A 15,376-nucleotide genomic window follows, 5' to 3' on the forward strand; every position below is an offset into this window, starting at 1 on the left:
CTCCAGTTTGAATAAATATCTGCGCAACATCATTGGCCGGCGAAGCCAGGCCCGTTCGGTGAGCCAACCTGGGGGTGAGTCATGCCTCCAAGCACGCTGCGGGGTTCCATGCGTAGAGCCATTCCACCGCATCGTAGAAGCGTTCCTGCGTGCGGCCGACCCACAGGCTGTTGCGCACCAGCCGCTCCACGCCCTTGGCGTGGTAGAGCCGGCCCATCTCGCGCACCGACAGCACGACGCGTGCGGTGCGCGCCACGCGCGCAGCCGAATAGAGCTGGAACGCCGCAGGCAGGTCGAAGTCGCAGGCCTCGACGGCAGCGCCCAGCGTCACCGCGTCCTCGAGGGCCATGCAGGCGCCCTGCGCGAGGTACTGCATCATCGGATGCGCCGCGTCGCCCAGCAGCGTGGCCGCGCCCTGGCTCCAGTTCGCGACCGGCTCGCGGTCGGCGGTGCTCCAGCGGCGCCAGGAGGTGGGCCGGTCCAGCAGCTGGCGAGGGCGCGCGTGCACGCCCTCGAAATACGAGAGCACCTCCTCCTTGCTGCCGTCGGTCACGCCCCATTCCTCGTCGTAGCGGCTGTGAAAGGTCACCACCAGGTTGTACTGCTCGCCGTGGCGCAGCGGATAGTGAACGAGGTGGCAGTTCGGGCCGGCCCAGACCACCGGCGCGTTCCAGCGCAGGTCCTCCGGCATGTCGGCGGCCGGCACCACGGCGCGGTAGACCACGTGGCCCGAGACGCGCGGCGCATCGCCGATCAGCTTGCTGCGCACCACCGACTTGACGCCGTCGCATCCGACGATGGCGTCGGCCTGGAAGCGCCGCCCGTCGCGGGTGACCGCCGTCACGCCCCGCTCGCCGATGTCGAGCTGCTCGACCTGCGCCGAGGTGTGGAAGCGGATCAGCGGGTGCTGCTTGACAGCCTCGTGGATCGCACCGTGCAGGTCGGCGCGGTGGCTCACCGCATAAGGATTGCCGAAGCGCGCGCGGAAGGCTTCACCGACCGGGACCGAGGCGACCTCGCTGCAGTCGACCGCATCCATCATCACCAGCCGGTCGGTGAACACCGAGCCACGGCGCACCGCCTCGCCGACGCCCAGTGCATCGAGCGCGGCGAAGGCATTGGGGCCGAGCTGGAGGCCGGCGCCGATCTCGCCGATGGCAGCGCTTTGCTCCAGCAGCTCGATGGTCATGCCCAGCCGCGCCAGCGCCAGCGCCGCCGCCATGCCGCCGATGCCGCCGCCGACCAGCAGCACGGAGGGCTTTCCTTGTCGTGGGGTGCTCATCGATCCACGCGCACGGAGATGGGATCGAGGCCGTCGATGCGCACGTGCATGGTCTGGCCGCGCTGCACCGGGCCCACGCCCTCGGGCGTGCCGGTGAAGATCAGGTCACCGGGCTGCAGCGTGAACAGCGTCGAGAGATTGGCGATCACCTCGTTGACCGACCAGATCAGGTTGCGGATGTCGCTCTTCTGGCGCGTCTCGCCGTTCACCTCCAGCGTGATCGCGCCGCCGTCGATCTCCCCCGTGTCGGCGCGCCTGCGCACCGGCCCGACGGGCGCCGAGAAGTCGAAGGCCTTGCCGATCTCCCAGGGCCGGCCCTGCTCGCGCATCCTCATCTGCAGGTCGCGGCGCGTCATGTCCAGGCCGACCGCGTAGCCATAGATGTGCTGCGCGGCGTCTTCGACCGCGATGTCCCGGCCGGCCTGGCCGATCAGCACCACCAGTTCGGCCTCGTAGTGGTAGTTGGCGGTCTGGCCCGGATAGGGGATGCCCACCGTCTCGCCGGCCGGCACCGGCACCACCGACGCATCGTCGTTGGGCTTGCAGAAGAAGAAGGGCGGCTCGCGGTCCGGGTCGAAGCCCATCTCGCGTGCATGCGCCGCGTAGTTGCGGCCCACGCAATAGACGCGGCGCACCGGGAACAGGTCGGACGTTCCGACAATCGGGAGACCGACCGTCGCCGGCGGCGTGATGACATAGGACATGGAAGCTCCCGCCGCAGTGCGGCACGTGGTTCGGGAAAGAAAAAGATGCCGCCGCGCGGACGGCGCGATGTCAGGCGTCCTGCAGGAAGGCCTCGCGCAGCACGCCCATCGCTTGCTGCACCGGACGGTCGGAGAAGCTGAACAGCACGGCGTCCTCGGCCGCCGAGAGGCGCAGCGGCGCCCACGAAGGCACGACGAAGGTGTCGCGCGGTCCGAAGTCGAAGCGCTGGCCGCCGATCTCGGCCGTGCCGCGCCCTTCGACCACGCTGTAGACCGTTCCGTCCGTGGCCCGGTGTGTCTTGCCGGCGAAGCCCTTGGGCAGCAGCTGCAGGTTCGTCCCGATGGTGGGCATCGGCGCGCCGCCGGTCAGCGGATTGACGTAGCGCAGCTTGTGCCCCATCCAGGCGTCGGGCGCCTCCTGCTTCTGCAACTGGGCCAGCGCCTCGCGGCTGCGCGCATAGGGGTAGTTGAAGATCGGCGAGGTCGGCGCGACATGGTCGTGCCGCACCGGCACCATGTTGTGGCCGAAGCGCGCCAGGCTGTTGCCTTCGGGCCGGGCCACGTGCTGCACCTTGGCGTCGTCGTTCTCGGCGAAGCCGGCGTCGAAGAAGCGCAGCATCGGAATGTCGAGGCCGTCGAGCCAGACCACCGGCTCGCTCACGCCGCCGATGCCCTCGTTGCCGTGGTCGTGCCAGGCCCACGAGGGCGTGATGATGAAGTCGCCCGGGAACATGGTGGTGCGCTCCCCACCCACCGTGGTGTAGGCCCCCTGGCCGTCGACGATGAAGCGCAGCGCCGACTGCACATGGCGGTGCGAGGGCGCGACCTCACCGGGCATGATCAGTTGCAGGCCGGCATACAGCGACTGGGTGATCGAGGAGCGGCCGGGGATCGCCGGGTTCTCCAGCACCAGCACGCGGCGCACCGCTTCCTCGGCGGTGATGAGTGCGGCCGATTCCATCAGCAGCGGGCGGATCTCGTCGTAGCGCCAGAGCGCGGGGACGCAGGGCGTCTGCGGCTCGCGCGGCACCAGCGCATGCAGCGATTCCCACAACGGCGTGAGGTTCAGCGGCCGGATGCGCTCGTAGTAGTCATGGCGCTGGGCGGCGTCGCCGCGGGTCGCCTGGGAGGCGGTGTTCATGGGGTGTGTCTCCGGGCGACCTGCGCCTTTGGAGCCATTGTTCGCCTGGACCACTATTTCTTCAAGACCTGCGGCCAATACTCCGGATCTTGTTTTTCGATAATGGGCGCACTCGGAGGAAAGGAACACCCATGGCCAAGCTCGATCTCGAATGGCTCGCCGTCTTCGACGAGATCTACAAGACCGGCAGCGTCTCGAAAGCCGCCGAGCGCCTGGGGCTGGCGCAGGCCGCCGCCAGCACCATGCTCAACAAGCTGCGGGCGCACTTCGACGACCGGCTGTTCGCGCGCACCGCGCAGGGGATGCAACCGACGCCCTATGCGCAGCGCATGCTGCCGCACGTGCGCGAGGCGCTGTCGCAGATCGAACAGGCGCGCGGCAGCCGCAGCAGCTTCGACCCGGCCCGGGCGCAGCGCAACTTCCGTATCTGCATGACGGACATCAGCGAGGTGGTGCTGCTGCCCGGCCTGCTCGATCACCTGCGCCGAACGGCTCCCGGGGTGCGCATCGAGACCGAGATCATCTCCACCGACAGCGGCAGGCGGCTGGCCGATGGCGAGGTGGACCTGGCGGTGGGCTTCATGCCGCAGCTGGACGCGGGCTTCTACCAGCAGACGCTCTTCATGCAGAAGTTCGTCTGCCTGGCAGCGCGCAACCATCCACGCATCGGCGAGCGACTCACGCGCAAGCGCTTCGAGGCCGAGGCGCACGCGGTGATCTCTTCTTCCGGCACCGGGCACGCGATCGTCGACAAGACCATCGCTCGCCTGGGTGTGAAGCGTGAGGTGGTGGTGGCGCTGTCCAGCTTCCTGAGCGTGGCGCGCATCGTGGCCCACACCGAGCTGATCGTGATCGTGCCGCGCATCCTGGGCGAGGTGCTCGCCACCCAGGAGCCGGTGAAGCTGCTGGAGCCGCCCTTCGCGCTGCCGCACTATGCGGTCAAGCAGCACTGGCACGAGCGCTTCCACGCCGACCCCGGCAACGCCTGGCTGCGGCGCACGGTGGCGCGCCTCTTCGGCCCGGGAAAGGCAACGGGGCTCGCATAATCGCCGCACTCCCGCCGCCCACCTTCCTCCTCACCACCGAGACGCCCCCATGAACAGCATCACCCTGCGCTTCCTCGCCGAGCCCAGCACCGTCAACTTCGGCGGCAAGGTCCACGGCGGCACTGTCATGAAGTGGATCGACGAAGCGGGCTACGCCTGCGCGACCACCTGGTCCAAGCGCTACTGCGTGACGGTGTTCATCGGCAGCATCCGCTTCCACCACCCGATCATGATCGGCGACCTGGTCGAGGTCGATGCCCGGCTGGCCTACACCGGCACCAGCAGCATGAACATCGTGGTGGAGGTGCGCAGCGGCGACATGAAGGGAGGCGAGATGCAGAAGACGGCCGAATGCCTGATCGTCTTCGTGTCGGTCGACTCGCACGGCCGGCCGCTGCCGGTGAGCCCCTACGTACCCGGCACCTCCGACGATACGGTCCTGGCCGAGCGGGTGCGCGTTCACCTCACCGCCTCGCGCGCCGCATCCGGCCAGAGCTAGCTAGCTGGCTGGCGGGCGGGTCAGGGACGGGCGAGCAGCGCGCCCGTTTTGTGCGATCTGTCTGACGTGGACTCAGGACGGCCGTCGATACACTGCCCGGCACATCTGCGTTTGACGCCCCTCACATGGCGGAGAAAAAGAATGAACGTCCTGGACAAATCGATCGCGACCGGGTCGCTGGAGGAAATGGCCATCCTGCTCGATGCGCTGACGCGCTTTCGCAAGGGTGACGCCGAGATCCGCCTGCCGCAGCACTGGACCGGCCTGTCCGGCAAGGTGGCCGATGTCTTCAACGACGTGGTCGAGCAGAACGCGATGCTGGCCGCCGAGCTGGTGCGGCTGCGCCAGGTGGTCGGCAAGGAGGGCCAGCTCAAGCAGCGTGCGGCCATGTTCGAGACCCGCGGCTTCTGGGGCGAGTCGATCGAGTGCGTCAATGCCCTGATCGACGACCTGGTCCACCCCACCACCGAGGTCGCGCGCGTGATCGGGGCAGTGGCGCAGGGCGACCTGTCCAAGAGCATGGCGCTGGAGGTGGACGGCCGGCCGCTGGAGGGCGAGTTCCTGCGCACCGCCAAGACCATCAACAAGATGGTGGAACAGCTCGGCAACTTCTCCGCCGAGGTGACGCGGGTCGCGCGCGAGGTGGGCACCGAGGGCAAGCTGGGCGGCCAGGCCAAGGTCAAGGGCGTGGCCGGTACCTGGAAGGACCTGACCGACTCCGTCAACTCGATGGCGGGCAACCTGACCGACCAGGTGCGCAACATCGCCGACGTGACCACCGCCGTGGCCAAGGGCGACCTGTCCAAGAAGATCGACGTGGACGTGAAGGGCGAGTTCCTGACGCTGCGCAACACGATCAACACCATGGTCGACCAGCTGCGCTCGTTCGCCTCCGAGGTGACGCGGGTGGCCCGCGAGGTGGGCACCGAGGGGTCGCTGGGCGGCCAGGCGCGGGTCGAAGGCGTCTCGGGCACCTGGAAGGACCTGACCGATTCGGTGAACTCGATGGCCGGCAACCTGACCAGCCAGGTGCGCAACATCGCCGACGTGACCAAGGCGGTGGCGGCGGGCGACCTCTCCAAGAAGATCACGGTGGACGTGAAGGGCGAGATCCTGGAGCTGAAGAACACCGTCAACACCATGGTCGACCAGCTCAACTCCTTCGCCGCCGAGGTGACGCGGGTGGCGCGCGAGGTGGGCACCGAAGGCAAGCTGGGCGGCCAGGCCGACGTGCAGGGCGTCGCGGGCACCTGGAAGGACCTCACCGAGTCGGTCAACTTCATGGCCGGCAACCTGACCTCGCAGGTGCGCAACATCGCCGACGTGACCAAGGCGGTGGCCGCGGGCGACCTGTCCAAGAAGATCACGGTGGACGTGAAAGGCGAGATATCCGAGCTGAAGAACACCATCAACACCATGGTGGACCAGCTCAATTCCTTCGCGGCCGAAGTGACGCGGGTGGCGCGCGAGGTGGGCACCGAAGGCAAGCTGGGCGGCCAGGCCGACGTGCAGGGCGTCGCCGGCACCTGGAAGGACCTCACCGAGTCGGTCAACTCGATGGCCGGCAACCTGACCGACCAGGTGCGCAACATCGCCGACGTGACCACCGCCGTCGCCAAGGGCGATCTCTCCAAGAAGATCACGGTGGCCGTGAAGGGGGAGATCCTGGAGCTGAAGAACACCGTCAACACCATGGTGGACCAGCTCAATTCCTTCGCCGCCGAAGTGACGCGGGTGGCGCGCGAAGTGGGCACCGAAGGCAAGCTGGGCGGCCAGGCCGATGTGCAGGGCGTGGCCGGCACCTGGAAGGACCTCACCGACTCGGTGAACTCGATGGCCTCGAACCTCACCTCGCAGGTGCGCAACATCGCCGACGTGACCAAGGCCGTGGCCGCGGGCGACCTCTCCAAGAAGATCACCGTGGACGTGAAGGGCGAGATCCTCGAGCTCAAGGCCACCATCAACACCATGGTGGACCAGCTCTCCTCCTTCGCCGCCGAGGTGACGCGGGTGGCGCGCGAGGTCGGGACCGAGGGCCGGCTGGGCGGCCAGGCCCAGGTGCGCGACGTCTCCGGCACCTGGAAGGACCTCACCGACAACGTCAACTTCATGGCCGGCAACCTGACCGGGCAGGTGCGCGGCATCGCCAAGGTGGTGACAGCCGTGGCCAACGGCGACCTCCAGCAGAAGCTCATGGTCGAAGCCAAGGGCGAGATCGCGGCGTTGACCGAGACCATCAACAGCATGACCGACACGCTGGCCACCTTCGCCGACCAGGTGACGACGGTGGCGCGCGAGGTGGGCGTCGAGGGCAAGCTCGGCGGCCAGGCCAAGGTGCCCGGCGCCGCCGGCACCTGGAAGGGCCTGACCGAGAACGTGAACCAGCTGGCCGCCAACCTGACGACCCAGGTGCGCGCCATCGCGGAGGTGGCGACCGCCGTGACACAGGGCGACCTGACGCGCTCCATCACGGTGGAGGCGCGCGGCGAGGTCGCGGCCCTGAAGGACACGATCAACGAGATGATCCGCAACCTGAAGGACACCACCCAGAAGAACACCGAGCAGGACTGGCTCAAGACCAACCTGGCCAAGTTCAGCCGAATGCTGCAGGGGCAGAAGGACCTGCTCACGGTGGGGCAGCTGATCCTCTCCGAGCTGGCGCCCGTGGTGGGAGCGCAGCAGGCGGAGTTCTACATGCTGACCACCAACACGGCGACGCCCCGGCTGAAGCTCTTCGCCAGCTACGCCTCGGGCGGCCAGGCGGTGCACGGGAAGGAAATCGACCTGGGCCAGGGCCTGGTCGGCCAGTGCGCCGTCGAGAAGACCAAGATCCTGCTGACCAACGTGCCGAGCACGGCGTTCCGTATCGCGACCGGCCTGTCGGAAGGCGCGGCCATGGACGTGATCGTGCTGCCGGTGATCTTCGAGGGCGAGGTGCGCGGGGTGCTGGAGCTGGCCTCGCTGGAGCGCTTCAATCCGTCGCACCAGGCCTTCCTGGACCAGTTGACCGAGTCGATCGGCATCGTGATCAACACGATCTCGGCCAACATGCGCACCGAGGACCTGCTCACGCAGTCGCAGTCGCTGGCCGAGGAGCTGCAGAGCCGCCAGCAGGAGCTGCAGCAGACCAACGAGGCGCTGCAGGAAAAGGCGCGCCTGCTGGTGCACCAGAACCAGGAGGTGGAGCGCAAGAACCAGGAGGTGGAGCAGGCCCGCCAGGCGCTGGAGGAAAAGGCCGAGCAGCTCGCGCTCACCTCCAAGTACAAGTCCGAGTTCCTGGCCAACATGTCGCACGAGCTGCGCACGCCGCTCAACAGCCTGCTCATCCTGTCGGACCAGCTCTGCAAGAACAGCGAGGGCAACCTGACGGCCCGGCAGGTCGAGTTCGCCAAGACCATCCACCTCTCGGGCAACGACCTGCTGATGCTGATCAACGACATCCTCGACCTGTCGAAGATCGAGTCGGGCACGGTGGCGGTGGAGCTCAGCGAGCTCAGGATCGACGACCTGCAGCGCTCGGTGGAGCGCAGCTTCCGCCATGTGGCCGAGGCCAAGCACGTGGACTTCGACATCCGTTCCGCGGGGCCGCTGCCCGAGACCCTCGTGACGGACGTCAAGCGGCTGCAGCAGATCATCAAGAACCTGCTGTCCAACGCCTTCAAGTTCACGCACCAGGGCTCGGTGGCCATGACGGTGTCCATGGTCGACAGCGGCTGGTCGGCCGACAACGAGAGCCTCAACCGTGCCGGCCGGGTCATGGCCTTCTCGGTCGCCGACACCGGCATCGGGATTTCCGCGGACAAGCAGCAAATCGTGTTCGAGGCCTTCCAGCAGGCGGACGGCTCGACCTCCCGCAAGTACGGCGGCACCGGGCTGGGCCTGGCGATCAGCCGCGAGCTGGCACGGCTGCTGGGCGGCGAGATCCGGCTGGCGAGTGCGCCGGCGCAGGGCAGCACCTTCACGCTGTACCTGCCGCAGAGCTACAGCTCGCCGCGCGGCGCCCGCCTGGGCCGGTCCGCCGCCTCCGGGCACGACCGGCGGGCCGAGGCGCGCAAGCCTGCGCGCCGCGCGCACCCGGCCGACGAGCCGGTCCCCACGCCGCACGTCGAGCCGGAGACCACGGGCGAGCTGTCCTCGCTCAATATCGCCAACGACGATCGGGACAACATCCTGCCGGGCGAGAAGGTCCTCCTGGTCGTGGAGAACGACCTCGCCTTCGCCAGGATGCTGCTGCAGGCAGCGCGCCGCGCCGGCTACAAGGGCCTGGTAAGCCCCAGCGGCGCAGGCGCGCTGGCGCTGGCGCGCGACCACCGGCCGATGCTCATGACGCTCGACATCTACCTGCCCGACATGGAGGGCTGGCGCATCCTGGAACGCCTGAAGGCGGACCTGGCGACAAGGCACATCCCGATTTGCGTCGTGTCGACCGACGACTCGCGCGAACGGGCGATGGCGTCCGGCGCCGTCGGCTTCCTGGCCAAGCCGCTGCAGTCGATCGACGAGGTGGACGCGGCACTGGCGCAGTTGAATAGCTTCGTCGAGGCCCCGAGCCGCAAGCTGCTGGTCGCGATGCAGCCGAGTGCCCAGCGCGACAGCTATGCTGCCGCCCTGCCCCGCGGCGACATCGAGATCGTGATCGCGGAAAGCGCCGACGCGGCTCGCCGCGCGCTCGCGTCCGGCGACATCGACGCTCTCGCGACAGACGGCTGTCTGGATGGCCTCGGCCGCGCGGACGTGGCGGAGTTCGTTGAAGGTCGCCCCGCGGCTCTCCGGCAGTTGCCGGTGCTCCTCTTCAAGCCGCCGCCTGGCCACCCCGTGCCGGGTTGGGAGCGCGGTCCCGCCGGCGCCGTGATGCGGGTTGCCGATTCGCTGGAAGCGCTGATCGACGCCACCGCCTTCAGCCTGCATCGCGACATGGCCCGGATGTCCGAGCGCGAGCGGCGCGCCGTGGAAGCGACGCACCAGGCCTCTGATTCCCTGGCGGGCCGGAAGGTGCTGATCGTCGACGACGACATGCGCAACATCTTCGCGCTGGCGGCCGTGCTGGACGCACAGGGCATGGCCATCGTGTCGGCGGAGAACGGCCGCGATGCGATCCGCCTGGTGAAAGAGGACCCCTCCATCGACATCGTGCTGATGGACATCATGATGCCGGAGATGGACGGCATGCAGACCATGCGCGAGCTGCGCAAGCTGCCGCGCGGCAAGCAGTTGCCGCTCGTGGCCGTGACGGCCAAGGCCATGAAGGGAGACCGCGAGAAGTGCATCGAGGCCGGCGCCTGGGACTACCTGTCGAAGCCGGTCGACACGGCCTACCTGCTGATGGTTCTTCGGGGTTGGCTGTGCAAATAGGCGAATCCGTCCCGCTCCCCGACGACGCGGACCTCGACCCCATTGCCGGCGAGGAGAAGGCCGACATCCTGGTGGTGGACGACCTGCCCGAGAAGCTGCTGGTGTTCCGCACCGTCCTCGAGGAGCTGGACCAGAACCTGGTGCTCGTGCGCTCGGGCGCCGACGCATTGCGCGAGATCCTGCAGCGCGAGTTCGCGGTGATCCTGCTGGACGTCAACATGCCCGGCATCGACGGCTTCGAGACCGCAACGCTGATCCGCCAGCACCGCCGCTGCGCGCACACGCCGATCATCTTCATCACCTCCTACGCCGACGAGATGCAGACGGCGCGTGGCTACTCGCTGGGCGCGGTGGACTACATCCTGTCGCCGGTCGTGCCGGAGATCCTGCGCAGCAAGGTCTCGGTCTTCGTCGCGCTGCACCAGATGCGGCGCCAGGTCCGGCGCCAGGCCGATGCGCGTGCGGCCGTGATGGCGGCGCAGGCGGCGCGTCGCGTCGCCGAGGAGAGCGACCGGCGCTCGGCCTTCCTGGCCCATGCGAGCCGGGTGCTCAGCGGCTCGCTGCAGATCGGCGTCGCAATGCGCCAACTGGCCGAGCTGCTGGTGCCCGGGCAGGCGCCGCTGGCTCTGGCGCTGCTGGTCGACCCCGACCTCGGCGCCGGCGAGATGGTGGCCGCGGCCCAGGCGCAGGGCGCGAAGTTGCAGTTGTCGAGCGGACTCGAATCCCGCCTGGACGAGCACCTGCGGGCCGCCCTGGGCAGCGCAGCGCACGAGCGTCGAGCCGTCCGCCTCGACGAAGCGGCGCTGGCTGCACTCACGCCCGCGGCCCTCGGCTTCACGACGGGAGGCGACGCCTTGCCGCCCTTGCGCTCGGCGCAGGCGGTGCCGCTGGTCTTCGGCGAGCGCGTGCTGGGCGTGGTGCTGGTCGCCTGGAGCGACGCGGGCGAACGCGGCGCCACCGAGGACGGCCTGATCGAGGAGCTGGCCGGGCGGGCCGCCACCGCCTTCGAGAATGCCCGCCTCTATCTCGTGCTGCAGCGGGAAATGCTGGAGCGGCAGGCCGCGCAGGAGGAACTCCAGCGCACCAACCAGCGCAAGGACGAGTTCCTCGCGATGATGTCGCACGAGCTGCGCAACCCGCTGGCGCCCATCCACACCGCGGTTCAGGTGATCCGCCGCGTCGCGGCGCCGCACCCCAAGGTGACCTGGGCACTGGACATCGCCGAGCGGCAGCTCAAGCAGCTGACCCGGCTGATCGAGGAGCTGCTGGACGTGGCGCGGATCAGCCAGGGCAAGATCGTGCTGAAGCACGAGACCCTGGACCTGAACACCGTGGTCGCGCAAAGCGTGGAGACGGTACAGCCCTTCATCGACGGCCGCCGGCAGGCCTTGCGGATGGTGGTGCCCCAGCAGCCGGCCTGGCTGCTGGGGGACATGGCGAGGCTCACGCAGGTGATCGCCAACCTGCTGCACAACGCCGCCAAGTACAGCCCCGAGGGCACCGGCATCGAGCTGGTTTCCTGGCTGGAGGAGGACGAGGTTGTCCTGTCGGTGCGCGACCAGGGCATCGGCATCGACGCCGAGCTGCTGCCGCGCATCTTCGAGCTCTTCGAGCAGGGCGAGCGCGGCCTCGACCGGGCGCAGGGTGGGCTGGGCATCGGCCTGACGCTGGCGCGGCGGCTCACCGAAATGCACGGCGGCCGGATCGAGGCCTTCAGCGAAGGCCGGGACCGGGGCTCCGAGTTCAGGCTGCGGCTGCCGCGCGTCGGCGCGGTGCAGCTTGCCGACCCGGCAGCGCCCCTGCCGACAACGGCAGCCTCGCGCAGCGAGCCCCTGCACATCCTGGTCGTCGACGACAACCGAGACGCAGCCATCGGCATTGCCACGATGCTCGAACTGGAAGGCCATGTGGTCCGGACCGCCCACGACGGCGAAGAGGCGCTCGGCGCCGCCACGACGCACAGCCCTGCCGTGGTGGTGCTGGACATCGGCTTGCCGCTGCTCGATGGCTACGAGGTCGCACGCCGGATGCGCGCCATGCCCGACTTGGCCGGCGCCCTTCTGATTGCGGTGACGGGCTATGGGCAGAACGAGGATCGCGCGGCCGCAATCGGCGCCGGCTTCGACCACCACTTCGTCAAGCCGGCCGACCCTGAAGTCCTGCTGGGCTGCATCCGGGCGTGGTCCAGGCTGCGTGCCCAAGACGGCGCGGGGAAGCGGCAGGCCTCCACGGCCGCACCTTAGGGCTGGATGGAAGGGTCTCGGGCTTCTGGCGGCGCCGCCCTATCGAGCGGCGGACGGCACCAGGATACGGTCGAGCACCTCGAAGTCGATGGGCTTCTGCAGGTGGTGGTCGAACAGACCCGGCGCGGCGGCGTCGCCGGAGTCCTCCTTGCCATACCCCGAGACAGCTACAAGCAACAGTTGCCTGTCGCCCTTGTCGGCGCGCATGCGCCGTGCCACCTCTGCGCCCGAGAAATCCGGCAGGACCAGATCGACCAAGGCTGCATCGAAGTCGGTCGCCGCGGCAGCGTCCATCGCATCCTGCGCGCAGTAGCTGCAATGCACCTCGTGATCCTGCAAGGTCAGCAGTTCGCGCAGCAGATCGGCTGCGGCCTTGTTGTCGTCGACGATCAGCACATTCACGGCAAGGGTCCCCCAAATTCACGGCGCCCCAGTATCGGCAGCTGCCCAGGGGATGCGCGTAGGAGAGGGCCCCGTCCGACGGCTGCAGCTGCACGGGTCGGCGCGCTCAAGCGCCGGCCGGCTCGATGGTCGCGCTGACCTCGCCCAGCCCGATGCGTACCGCGCCTTCGCGCTCGCACCAGCCGCGCAAGGTCAGCGTGTCGCCGTCTTCGAGAAAGCTGCGGCGCTCGCCGTTCGGCAACTGGATGGGCTGCTTGCCGCCGAGGGTGAGCTCCAGCAGCGAGCCGGCTTCGTCGGGCTTCGGACCCGAGAGGGTGCCGGAGCCCAGCAGGTCGCCGGCCTGCAGGTTGCAGCCATTCACGGTGTGGTGCGTGACCAGCTGTGCCGGTGTCCAGTAGGCGGCCTCGCGGGCGTTGCCGCGCGTCAGGCGGACGGGCGCCTCGCCCGCTTCGCGCATGCGGGCGGTCTGCAGCCAGGCCTCCAGCACGACGTCGAGCGCGCCCGCGGCGCGGTTGCCGGGCGCATCCAGGTATGGCAGTGGCTGCGGATCGCCGGCCGGGCGCTCGAACGGCGCGCGGAAGGGCGCGAGCGCCTCCAAGGTGACGATCCAGGGCGACAGGGTGCTGGCGAAGTTCTTGGCCAGGAAAGGGCCCAGCGGCTGGTATTCCCAGGCCTGGATGTCGCGCGCCGACCAGTCGTTGAGCAGGGTGACGCCGAACAGGTGCGCCTCGGCATCGGCGATGGCGATGGGCTCGCCCAGCGCATTGCCCTGGGCCACCAGGAACCCGAGCTCGAGCTCGTAGTCGAGCCGCTTCGAGGGCCCGAACGCCGGCGCGGCGGCGTCGGGCGCCTTGGTCTGTCCCTTCGGCCGCTTGAAGTGCTGGCCGCTCACCCCGATCGAGGAGGCGCGGCCGTGGTAGCCGATCGGCACCCACTGGTAGTTCGGCAGCAGCGGCGCGTCCGGGCGGAACAGGCTGCCCACGGTGCGGGCGTGATGAATGCCGGTATAGAAGTCGGTGTAGTCGCCGATGCGGCAGGGAACGGCCATCTCGACGGCCGACTGGGCCAGCAGGGCCCTGCCCCAATCGGTGGCCTGCGCGCTTCCTTCGGCCAGGCCGGCGGAAATGGCGGCGCGCAAGGCCTGGCGCTCGGCCGGGCCCTTGGCCATCAACACATTCATGTCGTCGGTGTGGATGAGCCCGGTGGCCTTGAGGTCGAGCACCTGGTCCCCGATGGCGACGCCGATGCGGAAGGCCTCGCCGCTGCCGGTGGGCCGAAAGCGGCCGTAGGGCAGGTTCTGGATCGGGAAGTCGCAATCGGCCTGGTTGGCGGAAGCGACCCAGCTGCGCAGCTGGGGGTCATGGGTGGTGTTCAGTGCGTTGTTCATGGCTTGAATCGGTCCTGCAGGCCGGCCCAGCAGTCGGCGTAGTCGTTGTCGAGCGCCGGGCTCTGGAGGGCCCAGGCGGTGGGGATGAAGCGATAGCGGCTCTCGAACATGAAAGCGAGGGTGTTGTCGAGCTTGTGCGGCTTGAGGTCGGCGCCACTGGCTTTCTCGAAAGCCTCCTCGTCGGGGCCGTGCGGCACCATCGCGTTGTGCAGGCTGGCGCCGCCGGGCTTGAAGCCGCCGGGCTTGGCGTCGTATTCGCCGTAGACCAGGCCCATGAACTCGCTCATGAGGTTGCGGTGGTACCAGGGCGGGCGGAAGGTGTCTTCAGCCACGAGCCAGCGCGGCGGGAAGATCACGAAGTCGCAGTTGGCGGTGCCGGGCGTGTCCGAAGGCGAGGTCAGCACCGTGAAGATCGACGGGTCCGGGTGGTCGAAGCTGATCGAGCCGATGGTCATGAAGTGGGCTGTGTCGTACTTCACCGGCGCGAGATTGCCGTGCCAGGCCACCACGTTGAAGGGCGAGTGCTTCATCGGCGCGCGCCAGAGGCGGCCGGCCGATTTCTTGACGAGCTCGTAGCCGCCCGCCTCGCCCTCGAAGGCGGCGACAGGCGCCTGGAAGTCGCGCGCATTGGCCAGGCCGTTGGAGCCGATCGGCCCCAGCTCCGGCAGGCGGAACTGCGCGCCGTAGTTCTCGCAGACATAGCCACGCGAGGGGCCCGCGCCAGCTTCCGAATCCGGCAGCGCGACCTTGAAGACCACGCCGCGCGGCAGCAGGGCGATCTCGCCGGGCTTGACGTCGAGCACGCCCATCTCGGTGGTGATGACCAGCCGGCCCTGCTGCGGCACGACCAACAGCTCGCCGTCGGCATTGACGAAGGCACGGCGCTGCATCGATTTGCTCGCGAGGTAGACGTGGGCGGCCACCCCCTGCTGCGCCTCGACGTCGCCATTGGCGGCGAGGGTGTGCATGCCGTCGACGAAGTCGGCCTCGGCGCCGGTGAAGGGCATCGGGTGCCAGCGCATGGGCTCGGGCGCCAGCGCGATGCCGCGGTCGGGCCCGGTCTGCCAGGTGGGCTGCGCGTAGGCCTCGTAGCGGCCCGAAACCACCGAGGGCTGGCGACGGTACATCCAGCTGCGCCGGTTCTCGTGGCGCGGCGCAGTGAAAGCGGTGCCCGAGATCAGCTCGGGGTACAGGTCGAAGGGCGCGCGCTGCGGGCTGTTGCGGCCCTGCGGCAAGGCACCGGCGACGGCCTCGCTCGCGTGCTCGTTGCCGAAGCCGCTCAGGTAGCGGCGCTCGGCCGCGGAATCGTTGCTCATGGGT

General features: G+C 68.9%; 10 protein-coding genes. 4 read left to right on the plus strand and 6 right to left on the minus strand.

All coding sequences use genetic code 11. The features are described from left to right. Positions 1-79 precede the first annotated feature (79 nt). The 3 genes from G3W89_RS26495 to gtdA form a co-directional block, all read right to left on the minus strand. Positions 80-1,282 (minus strand): 3-hydroxybenzoate 6-monooxygenase, encoded by a 1,203-nt coding sequence (locus G3W89_RS26495; RefSeq protein WP_162576938.1) that lies wholly within the window; start codon positions 1,280-1,282, stop codon positions 80-82. After that, positions 1,279-1,986 (minus strand): fumarylacetoacetate hydrolase family protein, encoded by a 708-nt coding sequence (locus G3W89_RS26500; protein ID WP_162576939.1) that lies wholly within the window; start codon positions 1,984-1,986, stop codon positions 1,279-1,281. Before G3W89_RS26500 ends, G3W89_RS26495 begins: the two co-directional genes overlap by 4 nt. A 70-nt stretch (positions 1,987-2,056) precedes the next feature. Then, positions 2,057-3,127 carry a gentisate 1,2-dioxygenase gene (gtdA, locus tag G3W89_RS26505; RefSeq protein WP_162576940.1) on the minus strand — a complete coding sequence of 357 codons (1,071 nt, stop codon included), beginning with the start codon at positions 3,125-3,127 and terminating at the stop codon, positions 2,057-2,059. Positions 3,128-3,258: 131 nt separating this feature from the next. On the opposite strand from gtdA, the gene G3W89_RS26510 reads away from it, so the two are divergent. From G3W89_RS26510 to G3W89_RS26525, 4 genes are all read left to right on the plus strand, one after another. Continuing rightward, positions 3,259-4,173 carry a LysR family transcriptional regulator gene (locus tag G3W89_RS26510; protein WP_162576941.1) on the plus strand — a complete coding sequence of 305 codons (915 nt, stop codon included), beginning with the start codon at positions 3,259-3,261 and terminating at the stop codon, positions 4,171-4,173. Positions 4,174-4,222: 49 nt separating this feature from the next. Then, positions 4,223-4,672 carry an acyl-CoA thioesterase gene (locus G3W89_RS26515; protein WP_162576942.1) on the plus strand — a complete coding sequence of 150 codons (450 nt, stop codon included), beginning with the start codon at positions 4,223-4,225 and terminating at the stop codon, positions 4,670-4,672. A gap of 141 nt (positions 4,673-4,813) precedes the next feature. Continuing rightward, the gene (locus tag G3W89_RS26520) at positions 4,814-10,024 is read left to right on the plus strand and encodes a HAMP domain-containing protein (RefSeq protein WP_162576943.1); all 5,211 of its coding nucleotides are present in this window, start codon (positions 4,814-4,816) and stop codon (positions 10,022-10,024) included. Further along, positions 10,015-12,267, plus strand: a complete 2,253-nt coding sequence (locus G3W89_RS26525; RefSeq protein WP_232076866.1) for a response regulator — start codon at positions 10,015-10,017, stop codon at positions 12,265-12,267. Before G3W89_RS26520 ends, G3W89_RS26525 begins: the two co-directional genes overlap by 10 nt. A 39-nt stretch (positions 12,268-12,306) precedes the next feature. Here G3W89_RS26525 and G3W89_RS26530 read toward each other — a convergent pair whose 3' ends face one another. From G3W89_RS26530 to hmgA, 3 genes are all read right to left on the minus strand, one after another. Next, complete coding sequence (locus G3W89_RS26530) at positions 12,307-12,669, minus strand: response regulator (RefSeq protein WP_162576945.1); 363 nt, start codon at positions 12,667-12,669, stop codon at positions 12,307-12,309. 106 nt (positions 12,670-12,775) lie between these two features. Further along, positions 12,776-14,056: a fumarylacetoacetase gene (fahA, locus tag G3W89_RS26535; RefSeq protein WP_162576946.1), complete on the minus strand. Its 1,281-nt coding sequence runs from the start codon at positions 14,054-14,056 to the stop codon at positions 12,776-12,778. Beyond that, a complete protein-coding gene (gene hmgA / locus G3W89_RS26540; protein WP_162576947.1) occupies positions 14,053-15,372 on the minus strand; it encodes a homogentisate 1,2-dioxygenase in 1,320 nt (439 codons plus the stop codon). Before hmgA ends, fahA begins: the two co-directional genes overlap by 4 nt. Positions 15,373-15,376 lie beyond the last annotated feature (4 nt).

The sequence above is a fragment of the Variovorax sp. PBL-H6 genome, from assembly GCF_901827155.1.
Classification (GTDB): Bacteria; Pseudomonadota; Gammaproteobacteria; order Burkholderiales; family Burkholderiaceae_C; genus Variovorax.

Excerpts from the sequence above, each read along its gene's own strand:
- G3W89_RS26495 (WP_162576938.1), bottom strand. The coding sequence starts at position 1,282 with ATGAGCACCCCACGACAAGGAAAGCCCTCCGTGCTGCTGGTCGGCGGC.
- gtdA (WP_162576940.1), bottom strand. The coding sequence starts at position 3,127 with ATGAACACCGCCTCCCAGGCGACCCGCGGCGACGCCGCCCAGCGCCAT.
- G3W89_RS26500 (WP_162576939.1), bottom strand. The coding sequence starts at position 1,986 with ATGTCCTATGTCATCACGCCGCCGGCGACGGTCGGTCTCCCGATTGTC.
- G3W89_RS26515 (WP_162576942.1), top strand. The coding sequence starts at position 4,223 with ATGAACAGCATCACCCTGCGCTTCCTCGCCGAGCCCAGCACCGTCAAC.
- G3W89_RS26520 (WP_162576943.1), top strand. The coding sequence starts at position 4,814 with ATGAACGTCCTGGACAAATCGATCGCGACCGGGTCGCTGGAGGAAATG.
- hmgA (WP_162576947.1), bottom strand. The coding sequence starts at position 15,372 with ATGAGCAACGATTCCGCGGCCGAGCGCCGCTACCTGAGCGGCTTCGGC.
- G3W89_RS26510 (WP_162576941.1), top strand. The coding sequence starts at position 3,259 with ATGGCCAAGCTCGATCTCGAATGGCTCGCCGTCTTCGACGAGATCTAC.
- fahA (WP_162576946.1), bottom strand. The coding sequence starts at position 14,056 with ATGAACAACGCACTGAACACCACCCATGACCCCCAGCTGCGCAGCTGG.